Annotated in this window: 22 protein-coding genes and 1 tRNA gene; 18 read left to right on the top strand and 5 right to left on the bottom strand. The window is 60.9% G+C overall.

Translation table 11 applies throughout. The features are described from left to right. Positions 1 to 39: 39 nt before the first annotated feature. The 7 genes from M5C98_RS08340 (at position 40) to M5C98_RS24785 (ending at position 9107) form a co-directional block, all read left to right on the top strand. Entirely contained in the window at positions 40 to 996 is a 957-nt protein-coding gene (locus tag M5C98_RS08340; protein ID WP_272552142.1) for an alpha/beta fold hydrolase, read from the top strand. 152 nt (positions 997 to 1148) lie between these two features. Next, positions 1149 to 2253, top strand: a protein-coding gene (prfB, locus tag M5C98_RS08335) for a peptide chain release factor 2 (RefSeq protein ID WP_272552141.1) whose coding sequence is annotated in 2 segments (ribosomal slippage) — positions 1149 to 1229 and positions 1231 to 2253 — 1104 coding nt in all. Because the reading frame shifts where the segments join, the coding sequence is not laid out codon by codon here. 25 nt (positions 2254 to 2278) lie between these two features. After that, complete coding sequence (gene pepN, locus M5C98_RS08330) at positions 2279 to 4999, top strand: aminopeptidase N (RefSeq protein WP_272553206.1); 2721 nt, start codon at positions 2279 to 2281, stop codon at positions 4997 to 4999. Between the two features lie 24 nt (positions 5000 to 5023). Then, a complete protein-coding gene (locus M5C98_RS08325; RefSeq protein WP_272552140.1) occupies positions 5024 to 6031 on the top strand; it encodes a class 1 fructose-bisphosphatase in 1008 nt (335 codons plus the stop codon). A gap of 11 nt (positions 6032 to 6042) precedes the next feature. Continuing rightward, positions 6043 to 6118, top strand: a tRNA-Thr gene (locus tag M5C98_RS08320). Positions 6119 to 7001: 883 nt separating this feature from the next. Beyond that, positions 7002 to 8240 carry a replication protein RepA gene (locus M5C98_RS08315; protein ID WP_272552139.1) on the top strand — a complete coding sequence of 413 codons (1239 nt, stop codon included), beginning with the start codon at positions 7002 to 7004 and terminating at the stop codon, positions 8238 to 8240. Between the two features lie 636 nt (positions 8241 to 8876). Next, positions 8877 to 9107, top strand: coding sequence for an antitoxin VbhA family protein (locus M5C98_RS24785; RefSeq protein WP_442867246.1), 231 nt, complete (start codon positions 8877 to 8879; stop codon positions 9105 to 9107). Here the strand turns inward: M5C98_RS24785 and M5C98_RS08310 are convergent. Both M5C98_RS08310 and M5C98_RS08305 read right to left on the bottom strand, forming a co-directional pair. Then, positions 9061 to 10410 carry an IS5 family transposase gene (locus tag M5C98_RS08310; protein ID WP_272547823.1) on the bottom strand — a complete coding sequence of 450 codons (1350 nt, stop codon included), beginning with the start codon at positions 10408 to 10410 and terminating at the stop codon, positions 9061 to 9063. The two genes, M5C98_RS24785 and M5C98_RS08310, sit on opposite strands and share 47 nt — an antisense overlap. 316 nt (positions 10411 to 10726) lie before the next feature. Next, positions 10727 to 11491: a hypothetical protein gene (locus M5C98_RS08305; RefSeq protein WP_272552138.1), complete on the bottom strand. Its 765-nt coding sequence runs from the start codon at positions 11489 to 11491 to the stop codon at positions 10727 to 10729. Positions 11492 to 11527: 36 nt separating this feature from the next. Between M5C98_RS08305 and M5C98_RS08300 the strand changes: the two genes are divergently transcribed. From M5C98_RS08300 to M5C98_RS08260, 9 genes are all read left to right on the top strand, one after another. Further along, positions 11528 to 11770 carry a hypothetical protein gene (locus tag M5C98_RS08300; protein WP_272552137.1) on the top strand — a complete coding sequence of 81 codons (243 nt, stop codon included), beginning with the start codon at positions 11528 to 11530 and terminating at the stop codon, positions 11768 to 11770. Further along, entirely contained in the window at positions 11770 to 12102 is a 333-nt protein-coding gene (locus M5C98_RS08295; RefSeq protein WP_272552136.1) for a TraK family protein, read from the top strand. The genes M5C98_RS08300 and M5C98_RS08295 overlap by 1 nt, the downstream gene beginning before the upstream one ends. Then, positions 12099 to 12419 carry a hypothetical protein gene (locus M5C98_RS08290; RefSeq protein ID WP_272552134.1) on the top strand — a complete coding sequence of 107 codons (321 nt, stop codon included), beginning with the start codon at positions 12099 to 12101 and terminating at the stop codon, positions 12417 to 12419. The genes M5C98_RS08295 and M5C98_RS08290 overlap by 4 nt, the downstream gene beginning before the upstream one ends. Then, entirely contained in the window at positions 12412 to 12786 is a 375-nt protein-coding gene (gene traJ, locus M5C98_RS08285; RefSeq protein WP_272552133.1) for a conjugal transfer transcriptional regulator TraJ, read from the top strand. The genes M5C98_RS08290 and traJ overlap by 8 nt, the downstream gene beginning before the upstream one ends. A 30-nt stretch (positions 12787 to 12816) precedes the next feature. Continuing rightward, positions 12817 to 13599 (top strand): P-type conjugative transfer protein TrbJ, encoded by a 783-nt coding sequence (gene trbJ, locus M5C98_RS08280; RefSeq protein ID WP_272552132.1) that lies wholly within the window; start codon positions 12817 to 12819, stop codon positions 13597 to 13599. Positions 13600 to 13614: 15 nt separating this feature from the next. Continuing rightward, positions 13615 to 13884, top strand: a complete 270-nt coding sequence (gene trbK, locus M5C98_RS08275) for an entry exclusion lipoprotein TrbK (RefSeq protein WP_272552130.1) — start codon at positions 13615 to 13617, stop codon at positions 13882 to 13884. Beyond that, a complete protein-coding gene (gene trbL, locus M5C98_RS08270) occupies positions 13881 to 15551 on the top strand; it encodes a P-type conjugative transfer protein TrbL (protein WP_272552129.1) in 1671 nt (556 codons plus the stop codon). Before trbK ends, trbL begins: the two co-directional genes overlap by 4 nt. A 68-nt stretch (positions 15552 to 15619) precedes the next feature. After that, complete coding sequence (locus M5C98_RS08265) at positions 15620 to 15856, top strand: type I toxin-antitoxin system ptaRNA1 family toxin (RefSeq protein ID WP_272552127.1); 237 nt, start codon at positions 15620 to 15622, stop codon at positions 15854 to 15856. 129 nt (positions 15857 to 15985) lie between these two features. Continuing rightward, a complete protein-coding gene (locus M5C98_RS08260; RefSeq protein ID WP_272552126.1) occupies positions 15986 to 16198 on the top strand; it encodes a hypothetical protein in 213 nt (70 codons plus the stop codon). A gap of 22 nt (positions 16199 to 16220) precedes the next feature. Here the strand turns inward: M5C98_RS08260 and M5C98_RS24780 are convergent, their stop codons facing one another. After that, a complete protein-coding gene (locus M5C98_RS24780; protein WP_272553205.1) occupies positions 16221 to 16517 on the bottom strand; it encodes an addiction module antidote protein in 297 nt (98 codons plus the stop codon). Between M5C98_RS24780 and M5C98_RS24775 the strand changes: the two genes are divergently transcribed. Further along, positions 16494 to 17075: an antitoxin MazE-like protein gene (locus M5C98_RS24775; RefSeq protein ID WP_442867245.1), complete on the top strand. Its 582-nt coding sequence runs from the start codon at positions 16494 to 16496 to the stop codon at positions 17073 to 17075. The genes M5C98_RS24780 and M5C98_RS24775 overlap by 24 nt on opposite strands. Positions 17076 to 17095: 20 nt before the next feature. On the opposite strand, the gene M5C98_RS08250 is transcribed toward M5C98_RS24775, so the two are convergent. Next, on the bottom strand, positions 17096 to 17683 hold the full coding sequence (locus M5C98_RS08250) for a ComF family protein (protein ID WP_272552124.1): 588 nt from the start codon (positions 17681 to 17683) through the stop codon (positions 17096 to 17098). A 121-nt stretch (positions 17684 to 17804) separates the two neighbouring features. Further along, complete coding sequence (locus tag M5C98_RS08245) at positions 17805 to 18941, bottom strand: site-specific integrase (protein WP_272552123.1); 1137 nt, start codon at positions 18939 to 18941, stop codon at positions 17805 to 17807. Between the two features lie 420 nt (positions 18942 to 19361). On the opposite strand from M5C98_RS08245, the gene M5C98_RS08240 reads away from it, so the two are divergent. Continuing rightward, entirely contained in the window at positions 19362 to 19853 is a 492-nt protein-coding gene (locus tag M5C98_RS08240; RefSeq protein WP_272553203.1) for a hemerythrin domain-containing protein, read from the top strand. Positions 19854 to 19920 lie beyond the last annotated feature (67 nt).

Genomic DNA, 19920 nt, shown 5'->3' with positions numbered 1-19920 from the left:
TGACTGACGCTGCCGCACCCTGCGGCGAATAATCGGCCGATGTACCAGCCCGCCCGCGCCTCCCAGAGCGAATTCGTCCCCGTCCGCACCCTGCAGTACCACGTTCGCCGCTGGAACGGCGAGGCGCCGCCCTCCGCCACCTCCGCTTCTCCTTCTGCTTCCCGCCCGCCGCTGGTGCTGATGCACGGCTGGATGGACGTGGGCGCCTCCTACCAGTTCGTGGTCGATGCGCTGCCAGAGGCGTTCTTCGCCGGCCGCACGGTCATCGCGCCCGACTGGCGGGGCTTCGGCCTGAGCCGCCTGCCCGCGCCCTGCGACCATTACGTGTTCGCCGATTACCTGGCCGACCTGGACCACCTGCTGGACCACTACGCGCCCGGCCAGCCGGTCGATCTGGTGGGCCACAGCATGGGCGGCAACGTGTGCATGGCCTATGCCGGCGTGCGGCCCGCGCGCATCCGCCGGCTGGTCAACCTGGAAGGCTTCGGCCTGCCGGCCACCACGCCCGACCAGGCCCCGAAGCGCTACGCGCAGTGGATGGACGAGATCCGGGCGCTGGAGCGGGGCGAAAAATCGCTCAAGGCCTACGACAGCGCCGACGGCGTGGCCCAGCGCCTCATCAAGACCAACCCGCGCCTGTCCGCCGACAAGGCCGCGTGGCTCGCCCGGCAGTGGGCTGCGCCCGACGCGCAGGGCCGCTGGCGCATCCTGGGCGATGCCGCGCACAAGATCACCAGTTCGCAGATCTACCGCGTGGAGGAAGCGCTGGCCCTCTACGACGGCATCACCGCGCCCACCCTCGCAGTGGAGGCCAGCGACGACAGCATGGGCCTGTGGTGGAAGGACCGCTACGACCTGCCCGAATACCACGCCCGCCTGCGCCACGTGCGCGATTGCCGCACCGCCGTGGTCCAGGACGCCGGCCACATGCTGCACCACGACCAGCCCCGGGCAGTGGCGGCACTGATCGCGTCGTTCCTGAGCGACCTTGAATGAAAAAGGCCGCTAGCGCATATTCCACTAGGGCATCTTGCTATCATTTTTGAAATAATGGCCTGTTTTGCGTTCCGCCCAAGGGCATTGGGGGCTGTCGCCGCATCGCGTGAGAAAATCGCCGGTTATTCCACCGAACACTCAGGACACGCACCATGGACGCAGAACGCATCAACCTCATCGGCAACACCCTCTCCGACCTGACCGTGCGAACGCAAGAGTTACGGAGGTATCTTTGACTTCGATGCCAAATTCGAACGCCTGCGCACGGTAAACGCCTCGCTGGAAGACCCCACGGTCTGGAACGACCCCAAGAAGGCCCAGGAGCTGGGCAAGGAAAAGAAGAGCCTGGACGGCGTGGTTCTCACGCTGGAGCGGCTCACGCGCGAGCTGGCCGACAACACCGAGCTCTTCGACATGAGCAAGGAGGAAGGCGACGATGACGGCCTGATGACCATCGAGGCCGAGACCGCCAAGCTCAAGCCCGAGATCGAGATGCTCGAGTTCCGCCGCATGTTCAGCAACGAGGCCGATCCGCTCAATTGCTTCGTGGACATCCAGGCCGGCGCCGGCGGCACCGAGGCCTGCGACTGGGCGGGCATGCTGCTGCGCCAGTACCTCAAGTACGCCGAGCGCAAGGGCTTCAAGACCACGGTGGAAGACGAAACCCCGGGCGACGTGGCCGGCATCAAGAGCGCCACGATCAAGATCGAGGGCGAATACGCCTACGGCCTGCTGCGCACCGAGACCGGCGTGCACCGGCTGGTGCGCAAGAGCCCGTTCGACTCCTCGGGCGGGCGCCACACCAGCTTCGCCAGCCTGTTCGTCTATCCGGAGATCGACGACTCGATCCAGATAGACATCAATCCGGCCGACGTGCGCACCGACACCTTCCGCGCCAGCGGCGCGGGCGGGCAGCACATCAACAAGACCGATTCGGCCGTGCGTCTGACGCACATTCCGACCGGCATCGTCGTTCAATGCCAGGATGGCCGCAGCCAGCACAGCAACCGCGACGTGGCATGGCAGCGCCTGCGCTCGCGCCTGTACGACTTCGAGATGCGCAAGCGCCAGGAAGAGCAGCAAAAGCTGGAAGACACCAAGACCGATGTCGGCTGGGGCCACCAGATCCGCAGCTACGTGCTGGACAACAGCCGCATCAAGGACCTGCGCACCAACGTCGAAATATCCGCCACCCAGAAGGTGCTGGACGGCGATCTCGACGCCTTCATCGAAGCCTCCCTCAAGCAGGGCGTGTAAAGCGCCCGGAAAGCCCCAAGCCATGATGAGAGAAGGACACGCCACGGCCATCCACCGTGCCGACTACACCGCCCCCGCGTTCTGGATCGACACGGTGGACCTCACGTTCGACCTGGACCCGGCCAAGACCCGGGTGCTCAACAAGATGCGGCTGCGCCGCAACGCGGACGTGCCCGCGGGCGCCCTGAGGCTCGATGGCGACGACCTGAACCTGGCGCGCGTGCTGGTCAACGGCGCGGGCACCTCGTTCAAGATGGAAGGCGGCCAGCTGGTGCTGGAGAACCTGCCGGAGGGCCACGAGCCCTTCGACCTGGAGATCTTCACCACCTGCGCGCCCGACAAGAACACGCAGCTGTCGGGCCTGTACGTGAGCCAGGGCACCTTCTTCACCCAGTGCGAGGCCGAGGGCTTTCGGCGCATCACCTACTTCCTGGACCGGCCGGACGTGATGGCCAGCTTCACCGTGCTGCTGCGCTCCGACAAGGCCGCCTACCCGGTGCTGCTGTCCAACGGCAACCTGATCGACCACGGCCCGCTGGACGACGGCCCGAACGGCGCGCGCCACTTCGCCAAATGGCAGGACCCACACAAGAAGCCCTGCTACCTGTTCGCGCTGGTGGCCGGCAAGCTCGTGGCGCGCGAGCAGCGCATCCGCTCGCGCTCCGGCGCCGACCACCTGCTGCAGGTGTACGTGCGCCCGGGCGACCTGGAGAAGACCGAGCACGCCATGAATTCCCTCATGGCCAGCGTGGCCTGGGACGAGGCGCGCTTCGGCCTGCCGCTGGATCTTGAGCGCTTCATGATCGTCGCCACCAGCGACTTCAACATGGGCGCCATGGAGAACAAGGGCCTGAACATCTTCAACACGAAGTACGTTCTGGCCAGCCAGGCCACGGCGACCGATGTGGATTTCGGCAACATCGAAAGCGTGGTGGGCCACGAGTACTTCCACAACTGGACCGGCAACCGCGTCACCTGCCGCGACTGGTTCCAGCTGTCGCTCAAGGAAGGCCTCACGGTCTTTCGCGACCAGGAGTTCAGCCAGGACCTGTCGGGCAGTCCTTCGGCCCGCGCCGTCAAGCGCATCGAGGACGTGCGCGTGCTGCGCACCGCGCAGTTCCCGGAAGACGCCGGCCCCATGGCCCACCCGGTGCGCCCCGACAGCTACGTCGAGATCAACAACTTCTACACCGTCACCATCTACGAAAAGGGTGCCGAGGTCGTGCGCATGATGCACACGCTGGTGGGCCGCGAAGGCTTCGCGCGCGGCATGAAGCTGTACTTCGAGCGCCACGACGGCCAGGCCGTCACCTGCGACGATTTCGCGCAGGCCATCGCCGATGCCAATCCGGACAGCGACCTGGCCCGCCTGCTGCCGCAGTTCAAGCGCTGGTACTCGCAGGCCGGCACGCCGCGCGTGCAGGCCACGGGCGTGTACGACGCCGCCGCGCGCACCTACACGCTCACGCTGTCGCAAAGCCTCGCGCCCACGCCCGGCCAGCCGCTCAAGGAGCCCGCCGTGATCCCGGTGGCCCTGGGCTTGCTGGGCGCGGACGGCAGCGCCTTGCCGCTGCAACTGGAGGGCGAAGCCGCCGCGGGCGGCGCGGACCGCACCGTGGTGCTGACCGAGGCCACCCATGCGTTCACCTTCGTGAACGTGGGCTCCCAGCCCGTGCCGTCGCTGCTGCGCGGGTTCAGCGCCCCGGTGGTGCTGGACATCGACTACAGCGATGCCGAGCTGCTCGCCCTGCTGGCGCACGACACCGACGCCTTCAACCGCTGGGAGGCCGGCCAGCGGCTGGCCCTGCGAATCGCTATTAAAACAATAGCAGACGAGGCAATCAATCCGCCGGCAGGCGGGCCCATCGAGCAACAGATCGTGCCCGAGAGTTTCGTCGAGGCCATGCGCGGCGTGCTGCGCCATCCGACGCTGGACGCGGCCTTCAAGGAGCTGGTGCTCAGCCTGCCCTCCGAGGGCTACATCGCCGAGCACCTGGACGTGGTGGACCCGCAGCGCGTGCACGCCGTGCGCGAAGCGATGCGCGCGCAGCTCGCCGTCGCGCTGCAACCGGAGTGGGAAGCCATCTGGGCGCAGCACCACGACACGGGCGCCTACCGCCCCGACGCGATCTCGGCCGGCCGCCGCGCGCTGTCGGGCCTGGCGCTGTCCATGCTGTGCCTGGCGGCCCGCACCACGGGCGACACCGTGTGGCCGGGCAAGGCGTACCAGCGTTTCAAGGACGCTGGCAACATGACCGACCGCTTCAACGCCCTCACGGCGCTGGTGTACAGCGGCCATGCCCTGGCCGAGCCGGCGCTCGCGCGCTTTCATGCCCTGTTCAAGGACGAGGCCCTGGTGCTGGACAAATGGTTCTCGCTGCAGGCGGGCGCGCCCGACCGCGGCGGCCAGGTGCTGGCGGCCGTGCAGCAGCTCATGAAGCACGCGGACTTCAGCCTCAAGAACCCGAACCGCGCGCGCAGCGTGATCTTCAGCTACTGCAGCGCCAACCCCGGGGGCTTTCACCGCCTGGACGGCGCGGGCTACCAGTTCTGGGCCGATCGCGTGCTGGAGCTGGACACGCTCAACCCGCAGGTGGCGGCGCGCCTGGCCCGGGCGCTCGACCGCTGGAAGAAGCTGGCCGATCCCTACCGCGGCGCGGCGCGCGACGCCATCGCCCGCGTGGCGGCCAAGCCCGATCTGTCCAACGACGTGCGCGAGGTGGTCACCCGCGCGCTGGCCGACTGATAAAACAAAAAGGAAATCCTCTCCATGGCAAAAACCATCAGCCTCACCCGCTACCTCGTCGAACAGCAGCGGGTGGACGGCCTCATCCCCTCGCAACTGCGCCTGCTGCTCGAAGTGGTCGCCCGCGCCTGCAAGAGCATCAGCCACGCGGTGGACAAGGGTGCGCTGGGCGGCGTACTGGGCACCGCTACCAGCGAGAACGTGCAGGGCGAGATCCAGAAGAAGCTGGACATCATCGCCAACGAAGTGCTCATCGAAGCCAACGAATGGGGCGGCCACCTGGCGGCCATGGCGTCCGAAGAGATGGACAGCATCTACGTGGTGCCCAACCGCTATCCGCAGGGCGAGTACCTGCTGCTGTTCGATCCGCTCGATGGCTCCTCCAACATCGATGTGAACGTGAGCATCGGCACCATCTTCAGCGTGCTGAAAAAGCCCGAAGGCCACCCCGGTGTCATGACGGAGGACTTCCTGCAGGCCGGCACCCAGCAGGTGGCCGCGGGTTACTGCATCTACGGCCCCCAGACCACGCTGGTGCTGACCGTGGGCGACGGCGTCGCCATGTTCACGCTGGACCGCGAGCAGGGCTCGTTCGTGCTGGTGGAAGAGAACGTGCGGATTCCCGAAGACACGAAGGAATTCGCCATCAACATGAGCAACATGCGCCACTGGGACACCCCGGTCAAGCGCTACATCGACGAGTGCCTGGCCGGCACCGAAGGCCCGCGCGGCAAGGACTTCAACATGCGCTGGATCGCCAGCATGGTGGCCGACGTGCACCGCATCCTCACGCGCGGCGGCGTGTTCCTGTACCCCTGGGACAAGCGCGAACCCAACAAGCCCGGCAAGCTGCGCCTGATGTACGAGGCCAATCCCATGAGCTGGCTCGTCGAGCAGGCCGGAGGCGCCGCCACCAACGGCAAGCAGCGCATCCTGGACATCCAGCCCACGCAGTTGCACGAGCGCGTCAGCGTGGTGCTGGGTTCGAAAAATGAAGTGGAGCGCGTGACACGCTACCATTCCGATATATAATTTGAGTCTTAGCCGGTGTAGCTCAGTCGGTAGAGCAGCTCATTCGTAATGAGAAGGTCGGGTGTTCGATTCATCTCTCCGGCACCATTTTTGGTAATAAAAACAACGCACTAACCCTTGCAGGTTAGTGCGTTGTTTTGCTTTTATGGGCACGTTTTTGCACACTGCGTGTGCCAGATTTGTGCCAAGCCCAGCTCCCCCGCCAGCGCTTCATAGAGCACGCCATTGCGGCGTTTTGCAGCTATCATTCCCTCATCTCGCGCTGAGGGCGTTGAAAACGGCTTCGAGAAAAAAGCAACTGGTATGGATCGCTTGCAAGCCATCCATACCGCATAAGCGAAAGCCACGCACCGTTCAGCAGTCCTCCCCCATAAGCGGATTGGGGGAAGGTAGGAAAAGATGCTTCGAGCAATCGCCAGTACGCGCTGCCGCCGGTCAGGATGAGGCCGGAAGCAAGGTGCGGTGCGCCACTGGAGAGCGAGTTACCCATGGGGGACGACCCCACCGTAAGCTGTTTATCGCAAATTTGATCGAGTCGCCCTAGGCATAAATTCTCGGATCATCTGAACAGCGGACGGGGCCGCGGACTCATCCGAACCCGACCGGTCACCATTGACCGGTCGGGAACGGAATGGTCTCGCCCATGAACAATCTACTCAACGTAGAACAGCTTTCCGCCTGCCTGCATAAGTCCGTCGCCAGCATTCGCAGCGATGCGACACGCAACCCGAAGTCTCTCCCTCCAATGTGCCGGCTACCTGGCACAAAACGCCTTCTCTGGCGTACGGAGGACGTTGAGCGGTGGCTTGCTCAACATGTCACGCTTTCGCCGCGGAACCCAACGCCTGCAGTCCTGGATTGCCCGCCGCAACGACGCGGGCGGCCGACGAAGGCCGAGCAGGTGGCGAAACAGCGGCGCGTCCAGTCCTCTGTAACCGGGCAAGCCTCTGCTCCTGCGAGGAGCTGAGCAATGGCTTTTCCTATTGGTCCCGACGCTGTTCGGTCGGTGCGGGAACGTACGCCAACAACTGCCGAACACTTCAACGCGACGGCATACCGCGACAAGCTGATCGCAGGCGGCATCGACCCGACATCAGCGGCCGAGGTGGCAGCAAAGACCGCAGCAGCGCGCGCAACCACGTTCACGCGTTCAGTGAAGTTAGGGCCGCAAGGCAGTAATCTATTCGACCAGGCGACACAGGTCGAAGCACTGACACAACAGGGCGCAGACAAGAAGGTCGGCACCGCGCCGCTGATCTACTCGCCGGCACGCGACCTCGTATCGTCCAAGGCGGCACGCCCGAAGCGCGACGGCAAGGTAATCGACGTCGCCGCGAAAATTGCCGACGAACGACCAAGCGGCGAAGACATGGCATTCATGCATGCCATCATGTGCCAAGTTGGATTGCCTCGCTCGAAAGTCGGTCACAAGACAGCAGATGGCAAATGGGTCGATGCCCTTGAGTTCGAGCGTCAATGCGGCGGTGCTGGACTGAACGTCGCCGCTGGCAAGCTGTGGGACGGAAAGCAATTTGTGCAGCAGATCGTCCCCTACGGGGCTTCACCGCGCCTCATGCTCGCTTGGATGAACACGTACGCCGTGCGTCATAAGACGCCTGAAATCCCAGTCGGACACAGCGCCGCTGAGTTCTTGCGAGTTTTGGGCAAGGACACGAGCGGCGGCAGAAAAGGCGGCTACACGGTGGTTCGCATACAGATGCAGGCGCTCTCCGCATGCTGCATGACGCTTGGTTTCAATGCTGCCGGAAAGGCGTATACCTACGAAGGTAAGCCCATCAAAAAGTTTGAGGCATGGCTGAACACTCACGACAGTCAATCCACTTTGTGGCCAGGCGTTGTGACGTTCTCGGATGAATATTTTCGGACCTTGATAAACCATGCCGTGCCCCTCGACGTGAGAGCCTTGTCAGCACTCCGGGGATCGGCACTGGCAATGGATGTCTACACGATGCTCGCTGATAGACTGCACCGCATCACCGGACGCCAGGTACGGCTGTACTGGGCCAATCTGCGCGACCAGTTTGGCCAGGAGTATCAAGGCAAAGAGCCAGGCAAGGACTTCAAGAAGAAGTTCCTGCCGGCTTTGCGTGACGCGCTGGCCGTCTACCCGCAAGCCAGGGTGAAACAGGTCACTGGGGGCCTTTTGTTAATGCCATCGCCTCCTCCTATTCCGTACAAGCCAACCTGAGCACCTTCACTTAGCCCGGCCTGCGGAGGGCAGTCATCGCGCGCTCTTTCCGCACCATGAAGGGCCGCGCAGTGCTGGGCACGACCGCACGCGGAATCGGACCCCGCAACCCGACGCTTCGCGCTGCCTTTTATCCACTGCTGACAGGCCACCGATGTAACGAACGTAACACCGGTGGGCAAGTCTGTGGATCGGGGAAGTTATCCACGCGGAACTCGACCCCCTTCTGCGCGGAATCCGACCCCGGCACCGCAGTTAAAACGCGCGGAATCGGACCCCAAAAGCTCGCGGAATCGGACCTCCCCTAAACCTGTAAGGTTTTTGCCTTTAGCTTTCCCTATATCTATTGCTTGTAAGAGGGCGGCTTCGCGCTGTGAATATCTTTAGGGGCGAACCCGGCGCAACAGCTTCATGGCCAGACGCCTGCAGGTTTTACTCCAAGGGGATATGCCCCTGATTTTGCCGATCCATAAGACGCGCAATCACACCTCGCCGCAATAGCGGTGAGAATAATAATATTCTTATTATTACCGCCATGGATTCAAACAACCTCACGCCGATGAGCAAGCACCTAGGAACCTGTGGTCGCCCCTCATGTCTCAACCAAACAGATATTTTTAGCCGCTAAAATCAGCCATGGTTCACCAACGCGTATCTGCAGTCGAACAATGGGAACGTCGCGCCACGATCCGCAGCAATCTTGCGAGCCAACGCATGGAAGGACATGAGCCAGACGCTCAGGCATTACAAGACTGCGAAAAATGGGTGCGCGGAGAAACTACGATTAAAGAGTCCGCCCTGAACAATTCTGCTTTCAGCATCAGACGGGTCGGCGGTCATCAGGTGCTGCGACCAGTGCAGAGATGACTGCCTGCATGGACAGCCCGAATCGGACGCAATAAAGCCGCAGCGCGGCCAGGATCAGGCGCAGGTTGTGCCCGGCGCCGCACATCACCGCATGCAGCGCATCGCCCAGCGCACCCTTGAGCGGATTGCGACCCAGCCTGCCGTCCATCTTCATGTGGCCTATCGCTGGCTCGATGGCGCTTCTTCGCTTGATCATGGCCTTGAGCGTCCTCGTGATGCCCCGCTTCTGGCCCGAGCGCAGGATGCGCACGCCTTCGATCTCCACACCCCGGTAGCCCTTGTCCACGATGGCCGTGGCGGGCGGCCTGTCCGTGCCTGTGAGGATGCCCACCTGCTCCAGCGTCTGGGCCAACGTGTGGCCGTCGTAGGGGTTGCCCGGCATGGAGCGCATGCCCACCACCAGGCCTTCCTTGAGCGTGGTGGCGATGCTGACCTTCACGCCGAACTCGTAGGGTGTCCTGGCTTTGCCCTTGCTGATGCACTCCACCTCGGGCGCGTGCAGGGCGTACAGCTTGCTCTTGTCCTTGGGTGCCTGGGTCAGGATGCGACCTGTGCGCTGCAGCAGGTCCAGGACCTTGGCTTTGGCCGCTTCGGGCAGCACGTGCAGTTGGCGCTGCACCTCGCGGTGCACCCGCCCGACACGAGTGCGCAGCGTGCGCACGGCCTTCTTCATGCGCTTGAATTGCCTGGCGTGCGCGTAGCGCCCGATCTGCACGGCCAACCGAGGGGCCACCCGGTTGTAGTTCTGGCGCAGCCGCAGTCCGTTGTCCTCGGCCGCCTTGACCAAGTGCTGGCGACTCTTGTCCAGCAAGCGGCTGTCGGTGGGGTGCGCAATGGCCTTGGGCATCACCGTGGTGTCCACGATCACCTGCTGCGTACTGGCCTTCTGGATCACGCCGCCCTGGCGGGCAGCGTCGATGCTGGCGGCCAGCAGCGTCTCCACGCCTTCTTCGCCGATGCGCTTTCTCCAGCGCGTCAGGCTCGACGGATCGATGGGCGCCTCGGTCTGCAGGTAGGTCTCGCCGCAGAAGAACTGCCAGTACGGGTTCTCCACCCACGTATTGACCACGGCTTCGTCGGAGGCGTCGAACGTGTGCTGCAGGTACAGCAGGCCGGCGACCAAGCGCGGCGGCAAGGCCGGCCGGCCACGCACAGAAGTGAACGACACCGCGAACGTGCGCTCGATCTCGGCCCAGTCGATCAGCGCCGCCAGTCGGACCAGCGGGTGCTGCATGTTGATCAACTCGTCGAGCCGGGAGATGAACAACTCGCCGCTCTGCGGCTGTGAAGGCTTCGGACCCATCGAACTCCTCGGGGCGATTTGCAAGAAAACAGGTACTGGAACAACCATACCTTGCAAATCCTGCGTCCATCAAACCGAAGAACTGCAAGCCAGATCAACAGCTTGGGAATTGTTCAGGACGGACTAAAGAGATCGTAGAGAGCTACAAGTCGCGGCTTCGAACTATGCTTGCGGCGGACGGCCCCAATCCTCACAATGGGTAGCCAAGCCGCAGGGCCGTCAGATCTACTGTTTCATTGACACTTGGGGGGCGGTAGAACTTTAGCCGCTAAAATTTTTGAAGGGGGGCACACCTCTGCCGTCCCCTTCTTGGCGTTCAACTGACCCAATCCAGCCGTGCTGCAACGGCCTCCCATCGAGCAGCCACAGTTAAAGAGGTGAATTCGTAATTGGCTCCAGTTCTGTGAAACTTCGCCAACTCCTCATTGACCATTTGCCTGACTCCCAGGCGCTCCATCTCCGCTTGTAAGACCTCATTGCACAAGCATTGTGCGACACCACCGCTTACGCCGGCATCACTCAACCCGAGAATTTCGTATTGCAATCGATAAAGTGCAATTGCCTTCGCAAGATGCACAAGGGTCAGCGGTGCGCGATATTCGTGGGCCAGCAGTAACTCTCCCTCGAATTCAGCGACAACTTGATCGAAACTTCGACATTCGTTTAGCTCGTCCGCAATGACAAGGCGGAGCTGGTCGGGCGGCCCCCACATCGCCCTCCAAAGATTCTCAGGGCCATTCTCATAGAGGGTGGTTGCATCTGACCACGCTTCTACGGCAGAAAGCGCACGCAGCCTGGCTGCGGATAACGGCCGCACGCCCTTAAATAACGCCTGCCATCCATTTTTCCCGTGATAGCGAGTCAAGTGCACGGGCGCCGCCGACGCATCGTATTTCACTGCAAACCCGTAAATTGATGTGATTCCTTCACGCTCGCACAGCATGCGAAGTAACGCTGTGGTGCGTGCGATATGCCGGCGTATCTCTGCGGTCGACTTCATGATGATTAGGGCAAATTGCCCGGGTAGTAAATTTCGCCTGCCATTACCTGGAAATATAACGTAAACCAGCACAAAATTCATCGAAATTAACTTCGATTAACTGTCACAGGTGAGAATTTGGCGACCACCCCTCTCGATTTTCTTCTTCAGAAGTACGGACCAACAATGACCTTAGAGGAACTTGCGGTTGTTCTGAAACGCAAGCCTGGAGGAGTTCGTGTGGTCCTGGCCATGCGAACAGAGGAATGGGCCATAAGCTTGAATAGCCGGAAGATTTACATTGGACGTAGAGTTCATTTTCCAACGGATGCGGTTGCCGAATTACTCACCGGCGATCTAATCAGAAAAGGAACTGAGTGATGGGAAATTATCGAAACGATCTAGCCGAATGGTTAAGTGAGCGCAAAGGAAATAAATCGACACATGCTACGACCTTGGCGTCTTTCCTCGCAGTTTCTGAAAATGTCCGCGAAGCAATAGATGCCGGCTTCGAGCTGAAAACCATATGGGAACATTTGCGAGAAAGAAAGAGAGTTTCATTCCGCTATGAAACGTTCCTCAAATACGTTCATCGCCATATCAAGAAAAGCACAAGTACAAAAAAGACGAGAAACCAAAGCCAATCAAAAACAGCGAATGCATCCACTTCGTTCTCATTCAGTCCAAACCCAAAGAGGGACGAACTGCTGTGACGAATCGCTTTTTCTACTCAGTCAATGCACTATCAATGCGCTGCCTGAATGCTACTGGCACAACACTTTCGATCAGTCAGCGCTATTTTCGCGCTGCAGGCCAGCTGCATTCGTTAAGCAGCGTGATCGAGGCGATGAAGTTGACGCGGCGACAGCGTACTTCATGGCGCGAAAGTACGGGCAGGATGGGCGAAGTACATGTACCGGCAAGCCGGTTCATGTTCTTCGCCATCCCCTTATTCGCACTTCGTGCTCAACGGGGAGTCCTGCTCTGCGAGGCAATCGGCTACCGCCGAAATGCAACCAGCCATGCCTGAGCGCAAATCCGCTGCCACCAGAAAAGGGCACACACCCATTAATGTTTGGGTGACGCCAGATGAGAAATACGAAATCACATCGCTGGCAAAAGCAACTGGACTCAGCACTTCCACATTTCTACGGAATTTAGGAATGGGATATCAGGTGAAATCTATTGTCGACAACAAACGCGTTGAAGAACTGGCTCGCATAAATGGTGATTTAGGGCGGCTAGGTGGACTGCTAAAGCTTTGGCTTACAGACGACGTACGGACTCGCCGATTCGGTGAATCGACTATTCGCGCACTGCTTTCAAAAATAGATCAAAACCAAAATCAAATGTATGAGGCCATGCGCGAAGTCGTTATGCCTCGCTCCAAACGATGACCCAATTTCTTTTCAACAGGAGAGTTCAGCATGAAGACGAAAAATTTAGCGGCTAAAGTTGCCATGGTGGTTGCCCTCGCCGCTCCCGGCGTTACAACCCCAGTGCTTGCAGGCATTCCCGTGATCGACGGGGCCAACCTGACACAGACCGTCATGTCGGCCGTCGAGAACGTGGCGCAGACGCTCAAGCAGATCGAGCAGTACCGCACTCAGCTCCAGCAGTACGAGAACATGATCCAGAACACGGTCGCGCCGGCCGCGTATATCTGGGATCAGGCGCAGTCAACGATCAGTGGATTGATGAACGCCGTCAACACGCTTGACTACTACAAGAACCAGCTCGGCAGCCTGGACAGCTACATCGGCAAGTTCCAGGACGTGAGCTACTACAAATCTTCGCCCTGCTTCTCGGCCAGCGGATGCAGCGACGCGGAGCGCGCAGCGATGGAACAGAACCGGCGTCTGGCGAGCGAGAGCCAGAAGAAGGCCAATGATGCGCTGTTCAAGGGCTTGGAACAGCAGCAGAGAAACCTCGCCTCGGACTCGCGCACGCTGGAACGGCTTCAGTCGGCGGCACAGGGCGCAAGCGGCCAGATGCAGGCCATCGGGTTTGCAAACCAGCTTGCCAGCAACCAGGCCAACCAGCTCCTGCAGATTCGCGGCCTGTTGATCGCACAGCAAAACGCGGTCACGACCAGGATGCAAGCCGAGGCCGATCTTGAAGCCCGACAGCAGGCGACGCACGCCACTTCGACGGAGTCCCGTATTGGCAAGACGAGCAGTCCCAAAAACTGGCTCGAACTGACCCGCTGACCAGAGAGGCGCACCATGAGAAAAACGATGCTGCTCGTCGGCCTCACAGCGGCGCTACTGGCCGGCTGCGACAACAAGCCGGCCACCATGCCCATGCCCGAGGTCAACGACACCAACTGTCAGATCGAGACGATCAGGAAGATCGAGGACAAGGCGGCACGCGAAACCTTCGCCGGGTTGTGCTCGCGGCGATCCCCGACTGGCGGCAGCATTGCGCCGACCGAGAAGCCCATGAACTGGCTTGAGCTGGCCGACCCGAAAGATCAGAAGGGAGCGAGGCCATGAAAACACTGCAAAAGCCGGCGCTGCTGATCGGTGCGTTCCTCGCGCTCTGCTGCACAGCCGCATCGGCCCAACTCACCAACCAGGGGATGCTTGATCAGGTGGTCACGGAGTTCGCCACGCGCGCCACGGCCTGGCAAACGGTGGTGATGAACGCCGCCATGTTCCTGTTCTGGACGTTGGGCATGATCTCGATGGTGGTCACGTTCGGCTTCATGGCGCTACGAAAAGCCGATATTGGCGAGTTCTTCGCCGAGTTCATCAAATTCATTTTGTTCTTCGGCTTCTTCCTCTGGCTCCTGCGCAACGGCCCGAACTTCGCAAACTCGATCATCCAGTCACTGGCGCGGATCGGCGAGCAGGCTTCCGGCTTTTCTTCGATCACGCCGTCCAGCATCGTCGATGTGGGCTTCATGATCTGGAAGCAGGCGATCCGCAACCTGTCAGCCTGGTCGCCCATCGACAGCTTCATTGGCGCGGTCTTGAGCGCTGGCATCCTGCTGCTGCTGGCCGTTATCGCAGTGAACATGCTGCTCCTCCTTGTATCGGGCTGGCTGCTCTCCTACGCCGGGATCTTCTTCCTGGGGTTCGGTGGATCGCGGTGGACTTCGGACATGGCGATCAACTACTACAAGACCGTGTTGGGCGTGGCCGTGCAGATCATGACGATGGTGCTGCTGGTTGGCATCGGAAACGACCTGCTGTCCAGCTTCTACGCCAAGATGAACACGGGCACGCTGAACTTTGAAGAGCTGGGAGTGATGCTGGTTTTTTGCTTGGCGTTGCTGATGTTGGTCAACCGCGTGCCTCCCCTCGTCGCCGGCGTCATCACAGGTTCAAGTGTTGGCGGCGCGGGTGGCATCGGTAACTTCGGCGCGGGTGCGGCCATGGGGGCCGCGATGGGCGCCGCGACCATGGCCGCAGGCGCAGCAAGCGTGGCTGGTACGGCTGTGATGGGTAGCGCAGCCTCGACCGCTGGCGGTGCATCGGCCCTCAAGGCAGCCTACAGCAAAGCCTCTGCGGCCTCCAGCGAGGGCGGCGGCGGTGGTGGCATGGGCGAAACGATGGGCGGCGTCGCTACAGCAGCTGCAGGACCTGGCAGCGGCAGCTCGGGCGGTGGCAGCGTCTTCGCTGGCATGGACAGCGGCAGCAGCTCGGGCGGTGGCTCCGGCAGCAGCTCGGGCGGCGGCTTCGGTGGTGGTGCCTCCGAAGGCGGCGGTTCGGGCGGCCAAGGCAGCGCGCCGGTCGGCGAGGGCAAGGACGCGGGCGGCGGTGGTGCGGCACCTGGTGCCGAAGGGAAGGCCGACGCGGGCGGCAAGGCCGCAGGTTCTGACGCCAAGGGAGGCGGGCTGGGCACCGGCCTGGCACCGGGCGAACAACGCTCCACCGGCAGCATGTTGGGCCGTGCTGCGACCATCGCTGCGGGCACAGCGGGCAACCTGGCGCAAGGTTCCTGGGACGTGGCGAAGGCCAAGGCCGCGAGCATGCGCGAGTCGGCTCTTGATCGCATCAGCGAAACCACGGGCGGAAAGATTGCTTCCGCGATTCGGGCAAGCCGAGATCAAGAAGGTGCGTCACACGACGCCGCCGCGTTCGACAGCAACAGTCTTGGCAAGGCTCCCGTCGCTGACGACGAGGTTGCAGCGTTCGTCAGCGGACGCCCTCAGTAAGAGCAAATCGCACCGGCCGGGTGGAACCGGCCGGCACTTCCACTTAACACCTGATGGAGAGGTGAATCATGGCAACTCGGAATAGTACAGAAGCAACGAAGGCAGTTCAGCAAGCGGCTACGCAGCTCGCAGGAATCGACTTCGATTTATTGAATCAAGAAATGGCACTGCATGTGTCGCCGCTGATTGAGGCGGTTGTCAACATGCTGATGATCGTCTACTACCAGGCCGAAACCGGGCATGCGACAAAACACGATTTTCTTGCCGCCAAAGCCGGCCTACGGCAATCACTGAAGGTCCACTAGGACCCCAAGCGCCCAATATCAAACTGCGGCCGTTGGCCGCTTTTGCGCCGCCTGTTGCCATGGGTCATGGCAAATGAACTGACCAGACCTTAGCCGCCGACAATCGATTCAACACCAAGAGGCCAAGACATGAACAAGCACGCAGAAGCAGAGCCATTTTTCATCACGGAGGAAATCGAGGACGACATGCGGGCTGCTGGGTATGTTTTCGAACCCCCGAAGCATGTGTCAACACGTCGGCTGAGCGAGGTCTTAGCCTGCCTCTCCGGCGCCGATCTTGCCGTATTGCCAAGTGGGATTGCGGAGAGAGAGCGTGCACGGCGCAAAGGGAATCAGCCCTGAATTTTTAGCCGCTAAAAATAACCTACGCTCCGACGTGAGTCCTGTTGGCCTCTAAACGCAACCCTACAGCAGCCATCACCTTGAGTACTGTCGCGAACTCGGGGTTGCCGCCGTTCACGAGTGAGCGGTATAGGCTCTCGCGCGCCAAGCCGGCGTCTTTAGCCACCTGAGTCATCCCACGGGCCTTCGCTATATTCCCTAGCACATCGACGACGGAGGCAGGATCGCCAGCCGCAAGCGCTGCATTGAGACTTGCGGCCAACTCATCCTCTGACGTGGGAAGTGTCGATTCGGTTTGCCCCGACTCAATCGTCGGCATCGGTTTGATATCTGGCGACTCCAACGCCTCGAAAAAGCTGGGCTGCGCGCTTGTGCTATCTGGCTCCCATTCGTCCGGAGTAGCTCGTTCGCGCAAATCTGCAAGCAACTCTGCGCTGCAGTGAGACAGAAACTCATCCCATTGCGTCGGCGTTTTTATGCTGATAGGCGTCTGTTCTGGGACATTGATAAGCACAGAAATTTTGCCAGCACGAATCAGACGCAGTACGTTCAATACCGTGCCCGGACTCTTCCCGTCCCAAATCATGAGGCCAAAATCCGCCACCTGTGCCATTTCACGGTCCTTGGCGGCGTAGAAATGAAACCCTTTTACTCCCTTGGGCGGCATCACATTGTGAGTCTGCCACTCGCCGAGATTATTACGAGGATTCTCGCCGGAGCAAAATACGGTTACTTTATCGTAGTGGGCTTCCAGCAGATGTTTTTGCACCGCTTTATCGGCACCGTTGGCGTCTCCAACCACCACTTGGTGGCCGTTGTTAATGACGTTATTCAAGCGCTCTTTAACTTGGGCGGACAGACGGGACACGTGGCGTGACCCCCCGATGAAGACGGTGTTCATTGATTGCTCCTGGTGCGGGTGATAGTGAAAACGCACACGGATGCCGCACGACCCTGTTGAAGAAGCACGTCGGTGATAGCGTTCATAGTAGAACCTGATCGGAAGAGGTCATCGAACAACAGCACGTTTTTTCCACTGGTATATCGAGCGTCAACAGCGTAAAGGCCAACTAGTAGTTCCTTCCTCTCATTAGGGTCAGTCACACCCTTGAGCTGTGTAGTTGCTCGGGTAGGAGTGACGCACTGAATTACAGGCAGTTGAACCGCCGCGCCAATTCCATTCGCCATTACGAGGACGGGTTGCACAGGTCGAGCGGTCGACGGCGGCACAGGAATTATCAAATCGAATCGGGTGCGATGCGGCTGTAAGTACGCTGCAGCCGTGGCGACAATTCCCTGCGCTGCTGCTTGATTACCTTTGTACTTGAGTTGATACAGCAGCTCGGCAATTTCCGGCCTTACCGTGTCGAACTGCATATGTCCGTATTCGTTGTGACCAATAGGCGTACTGCTGGTGGTGTGAAAATCCAGGGCGATACCCGAATGCCACTTACCGTCGATCTTTTGCGGATGGATAGCGACCATGCCGAACCCCTTTCAACGAAGATTGTCATTGTAACCCATGGGTCACAACACCAATAAAGAGGATTCTTGGCGCTTCCACTCGGCGCTCACCAACAACAAGCAGGACCTGACCCTCGCCGCCTCAGCTCAACTTCTTGGCTAAGTCTTCGGCGCGTGGGTGGTAGTACCGCATCAACATTCGCGGGTCTTTGTGGCCCGTGATCTTGGTGAGTTCATGCAGCGGAAAAATCTCAGCCAAGCGCGAAGTGGCTTCGTGTCGCAGGTCATGGAAACGCAGATCGGTGAGGTACCGCGCATCGGGCTTCTGGCGCTTTTCCTTGCACTCATGCAGGTAGCCCCTGCGGGCACGCGTCACAGCGCGTTCAAAGGCCCTTGTAACGGCATCGCTGCGGATGCTGAACACTGCCCCGTCGTCGGTGCCTGATTCGCCGGGCTCTTCCCCGTCCTCCTTGGCGTCGATCCCGTCGTCTTTCAAATCGGCGAGAACTTGGATTGCACGGGAGGACAGCGGCACATCACGCGAGTTGCCGTTCTTGGTTGCTGGCAGATGCGCCACCCGACGATCCAGGTCGATGTGCTCCCATCGCAACCCCACGATTTCACTGCGTCGCATGGCCGTTTCGACGGCCAGCTTGATGATCGCAGGCAGCATCACCGAGCCACTTGCCGCAACGACGCGCTCCAGCTCCCCTTCGCTGGCGTTGCGCGGAGCCGGCTCATCAGCCGCTTGCAGAGGATCAGCCTTTGGCACTTCCACGGCGATGCGGCGGGTACGGGCGTTATCTGGCTGCGGCTTTCGCACCAGCTCGACCGGATTGGACAAGCTCTCCATGCCCCATTCCTTGCGCGCGATGGTGAAGACGTGGGACAACACAGCGAGGCGCCGGAGCACCGTGGCCGGCTGGTACTCCTTGAGCCACACATCGCGCAGCTTGGCCACGTCCGCACTGCGGATCGACGCCAGCGGCCGCTTGGCCATCGTGGTGGCCCGCCAGATGCGCAAGAACGACTTCTCGCCGGCTGCGCTCTTCTTTCCTGGCGTCACCTCTTCCTCGTAGCGCTCCAGCGCTTCGTGAAGTGTCGTGGCCTCGGCCTCGCCCCTGCTGACCCAGACGCCACGCGCCATTTCCGACTCGTTCATCTTCGCCCAGGCCTCGGCTTCGGCCTTGGTCGTGAAGGTCTTACTCAGAGGGGGAAAGCCATGCCTACGGATCTGCGCCCGCCACTGGTACGGGCCACGCTTGTTGATTGCTGCCATTGAAAACGCTACTCGCTGCTGACTGTGCCAAAAATGTGCCAATAAAGGCATCATATCCATAAATCACCAGCAAAATAAGGCCACACCTTTCCATTCGTAATGAGAAGGTCGGGTGTTCGATTCATCTCTCCGGCACCAAATGAAAACCCCTGATTCGCAAGAGTCAGGGGTTTTTCTTTTGGCGCTGCCTTCGCCTGCCTATTCAAGCGCCTCATTCATCGACCGCCGTCGAACCCGATGGATTCGGCAGCCAGCGCGCCCACCTGAAAAAAGCGGTAAATGCGCAGCCTGACGCCTTTCCAGCACAGCTGCGAAGCACCGATTGCCTGAGAGAAAACCGCGCAGGTCCGTGGCTTGGCGTCCTACGGCACCGCACATACCTCCCGTGCAGCATGGCTTTCCCCACACGATCAACAAGGAATTCCCATGACCACCCGTGCACCCCGAGACGCCTGTTCCCTGCTCGACGCCGACCACCGCGCCGTCAAGAAAATGTTCAAGGAATACGAGTCGCTGATGGAGTCCCGTTCCAAGGCGGCCGCCACCCAGCGGTTCGAACTGGCGCGCCAGATCTGCCGCGAGTTGACGGTGCATGCGCAGATCGAAGAAGAGATTTTCTACCCCGCCATGCGGGAAGCCTTGAAGGACACCGACCTCATCGCCGAAGCGGAGGTGGAACATGCCAGCGCCAAGGACTTGATCGCACAGATCGAGGCGGCCGATGCTGCCGACGAAATGTTCGATGCCAAGGTGACCGTGCTGGGCGAGTACATCGACCACCACGTGAAGGAAGAACGCAACGAGATCTTCCCGAAGGCGCGTGCCGCCCGCAAGCTCGACCTGGTGGCCATGCGCGAGACGCTCCAAGCGCGCAAGGAAGAATTGATGGCCGGTGAAGAAGCGATGGCCTGATCCGTCCCCTGGGGCCGTCGGCGGGCCTGCCGCAGGACGAAGGTAGCGCCGGCCGCGAGGCTTGGCG

Source organism: Acidovorax sp. NCPPB 3576 (assembly GCF_028473605.1).
GTDB lineage: Bacteria > Pseudomonadota > Gammaproteobacteria > Burkholderiales > Burkholderiaceae_C > Paracidovorax.
The sequence above is the reverse complement of the archived record's forward strand: the minus strand, read 5'-3'. Positions and strand labels throughout refer to the sequence as shown.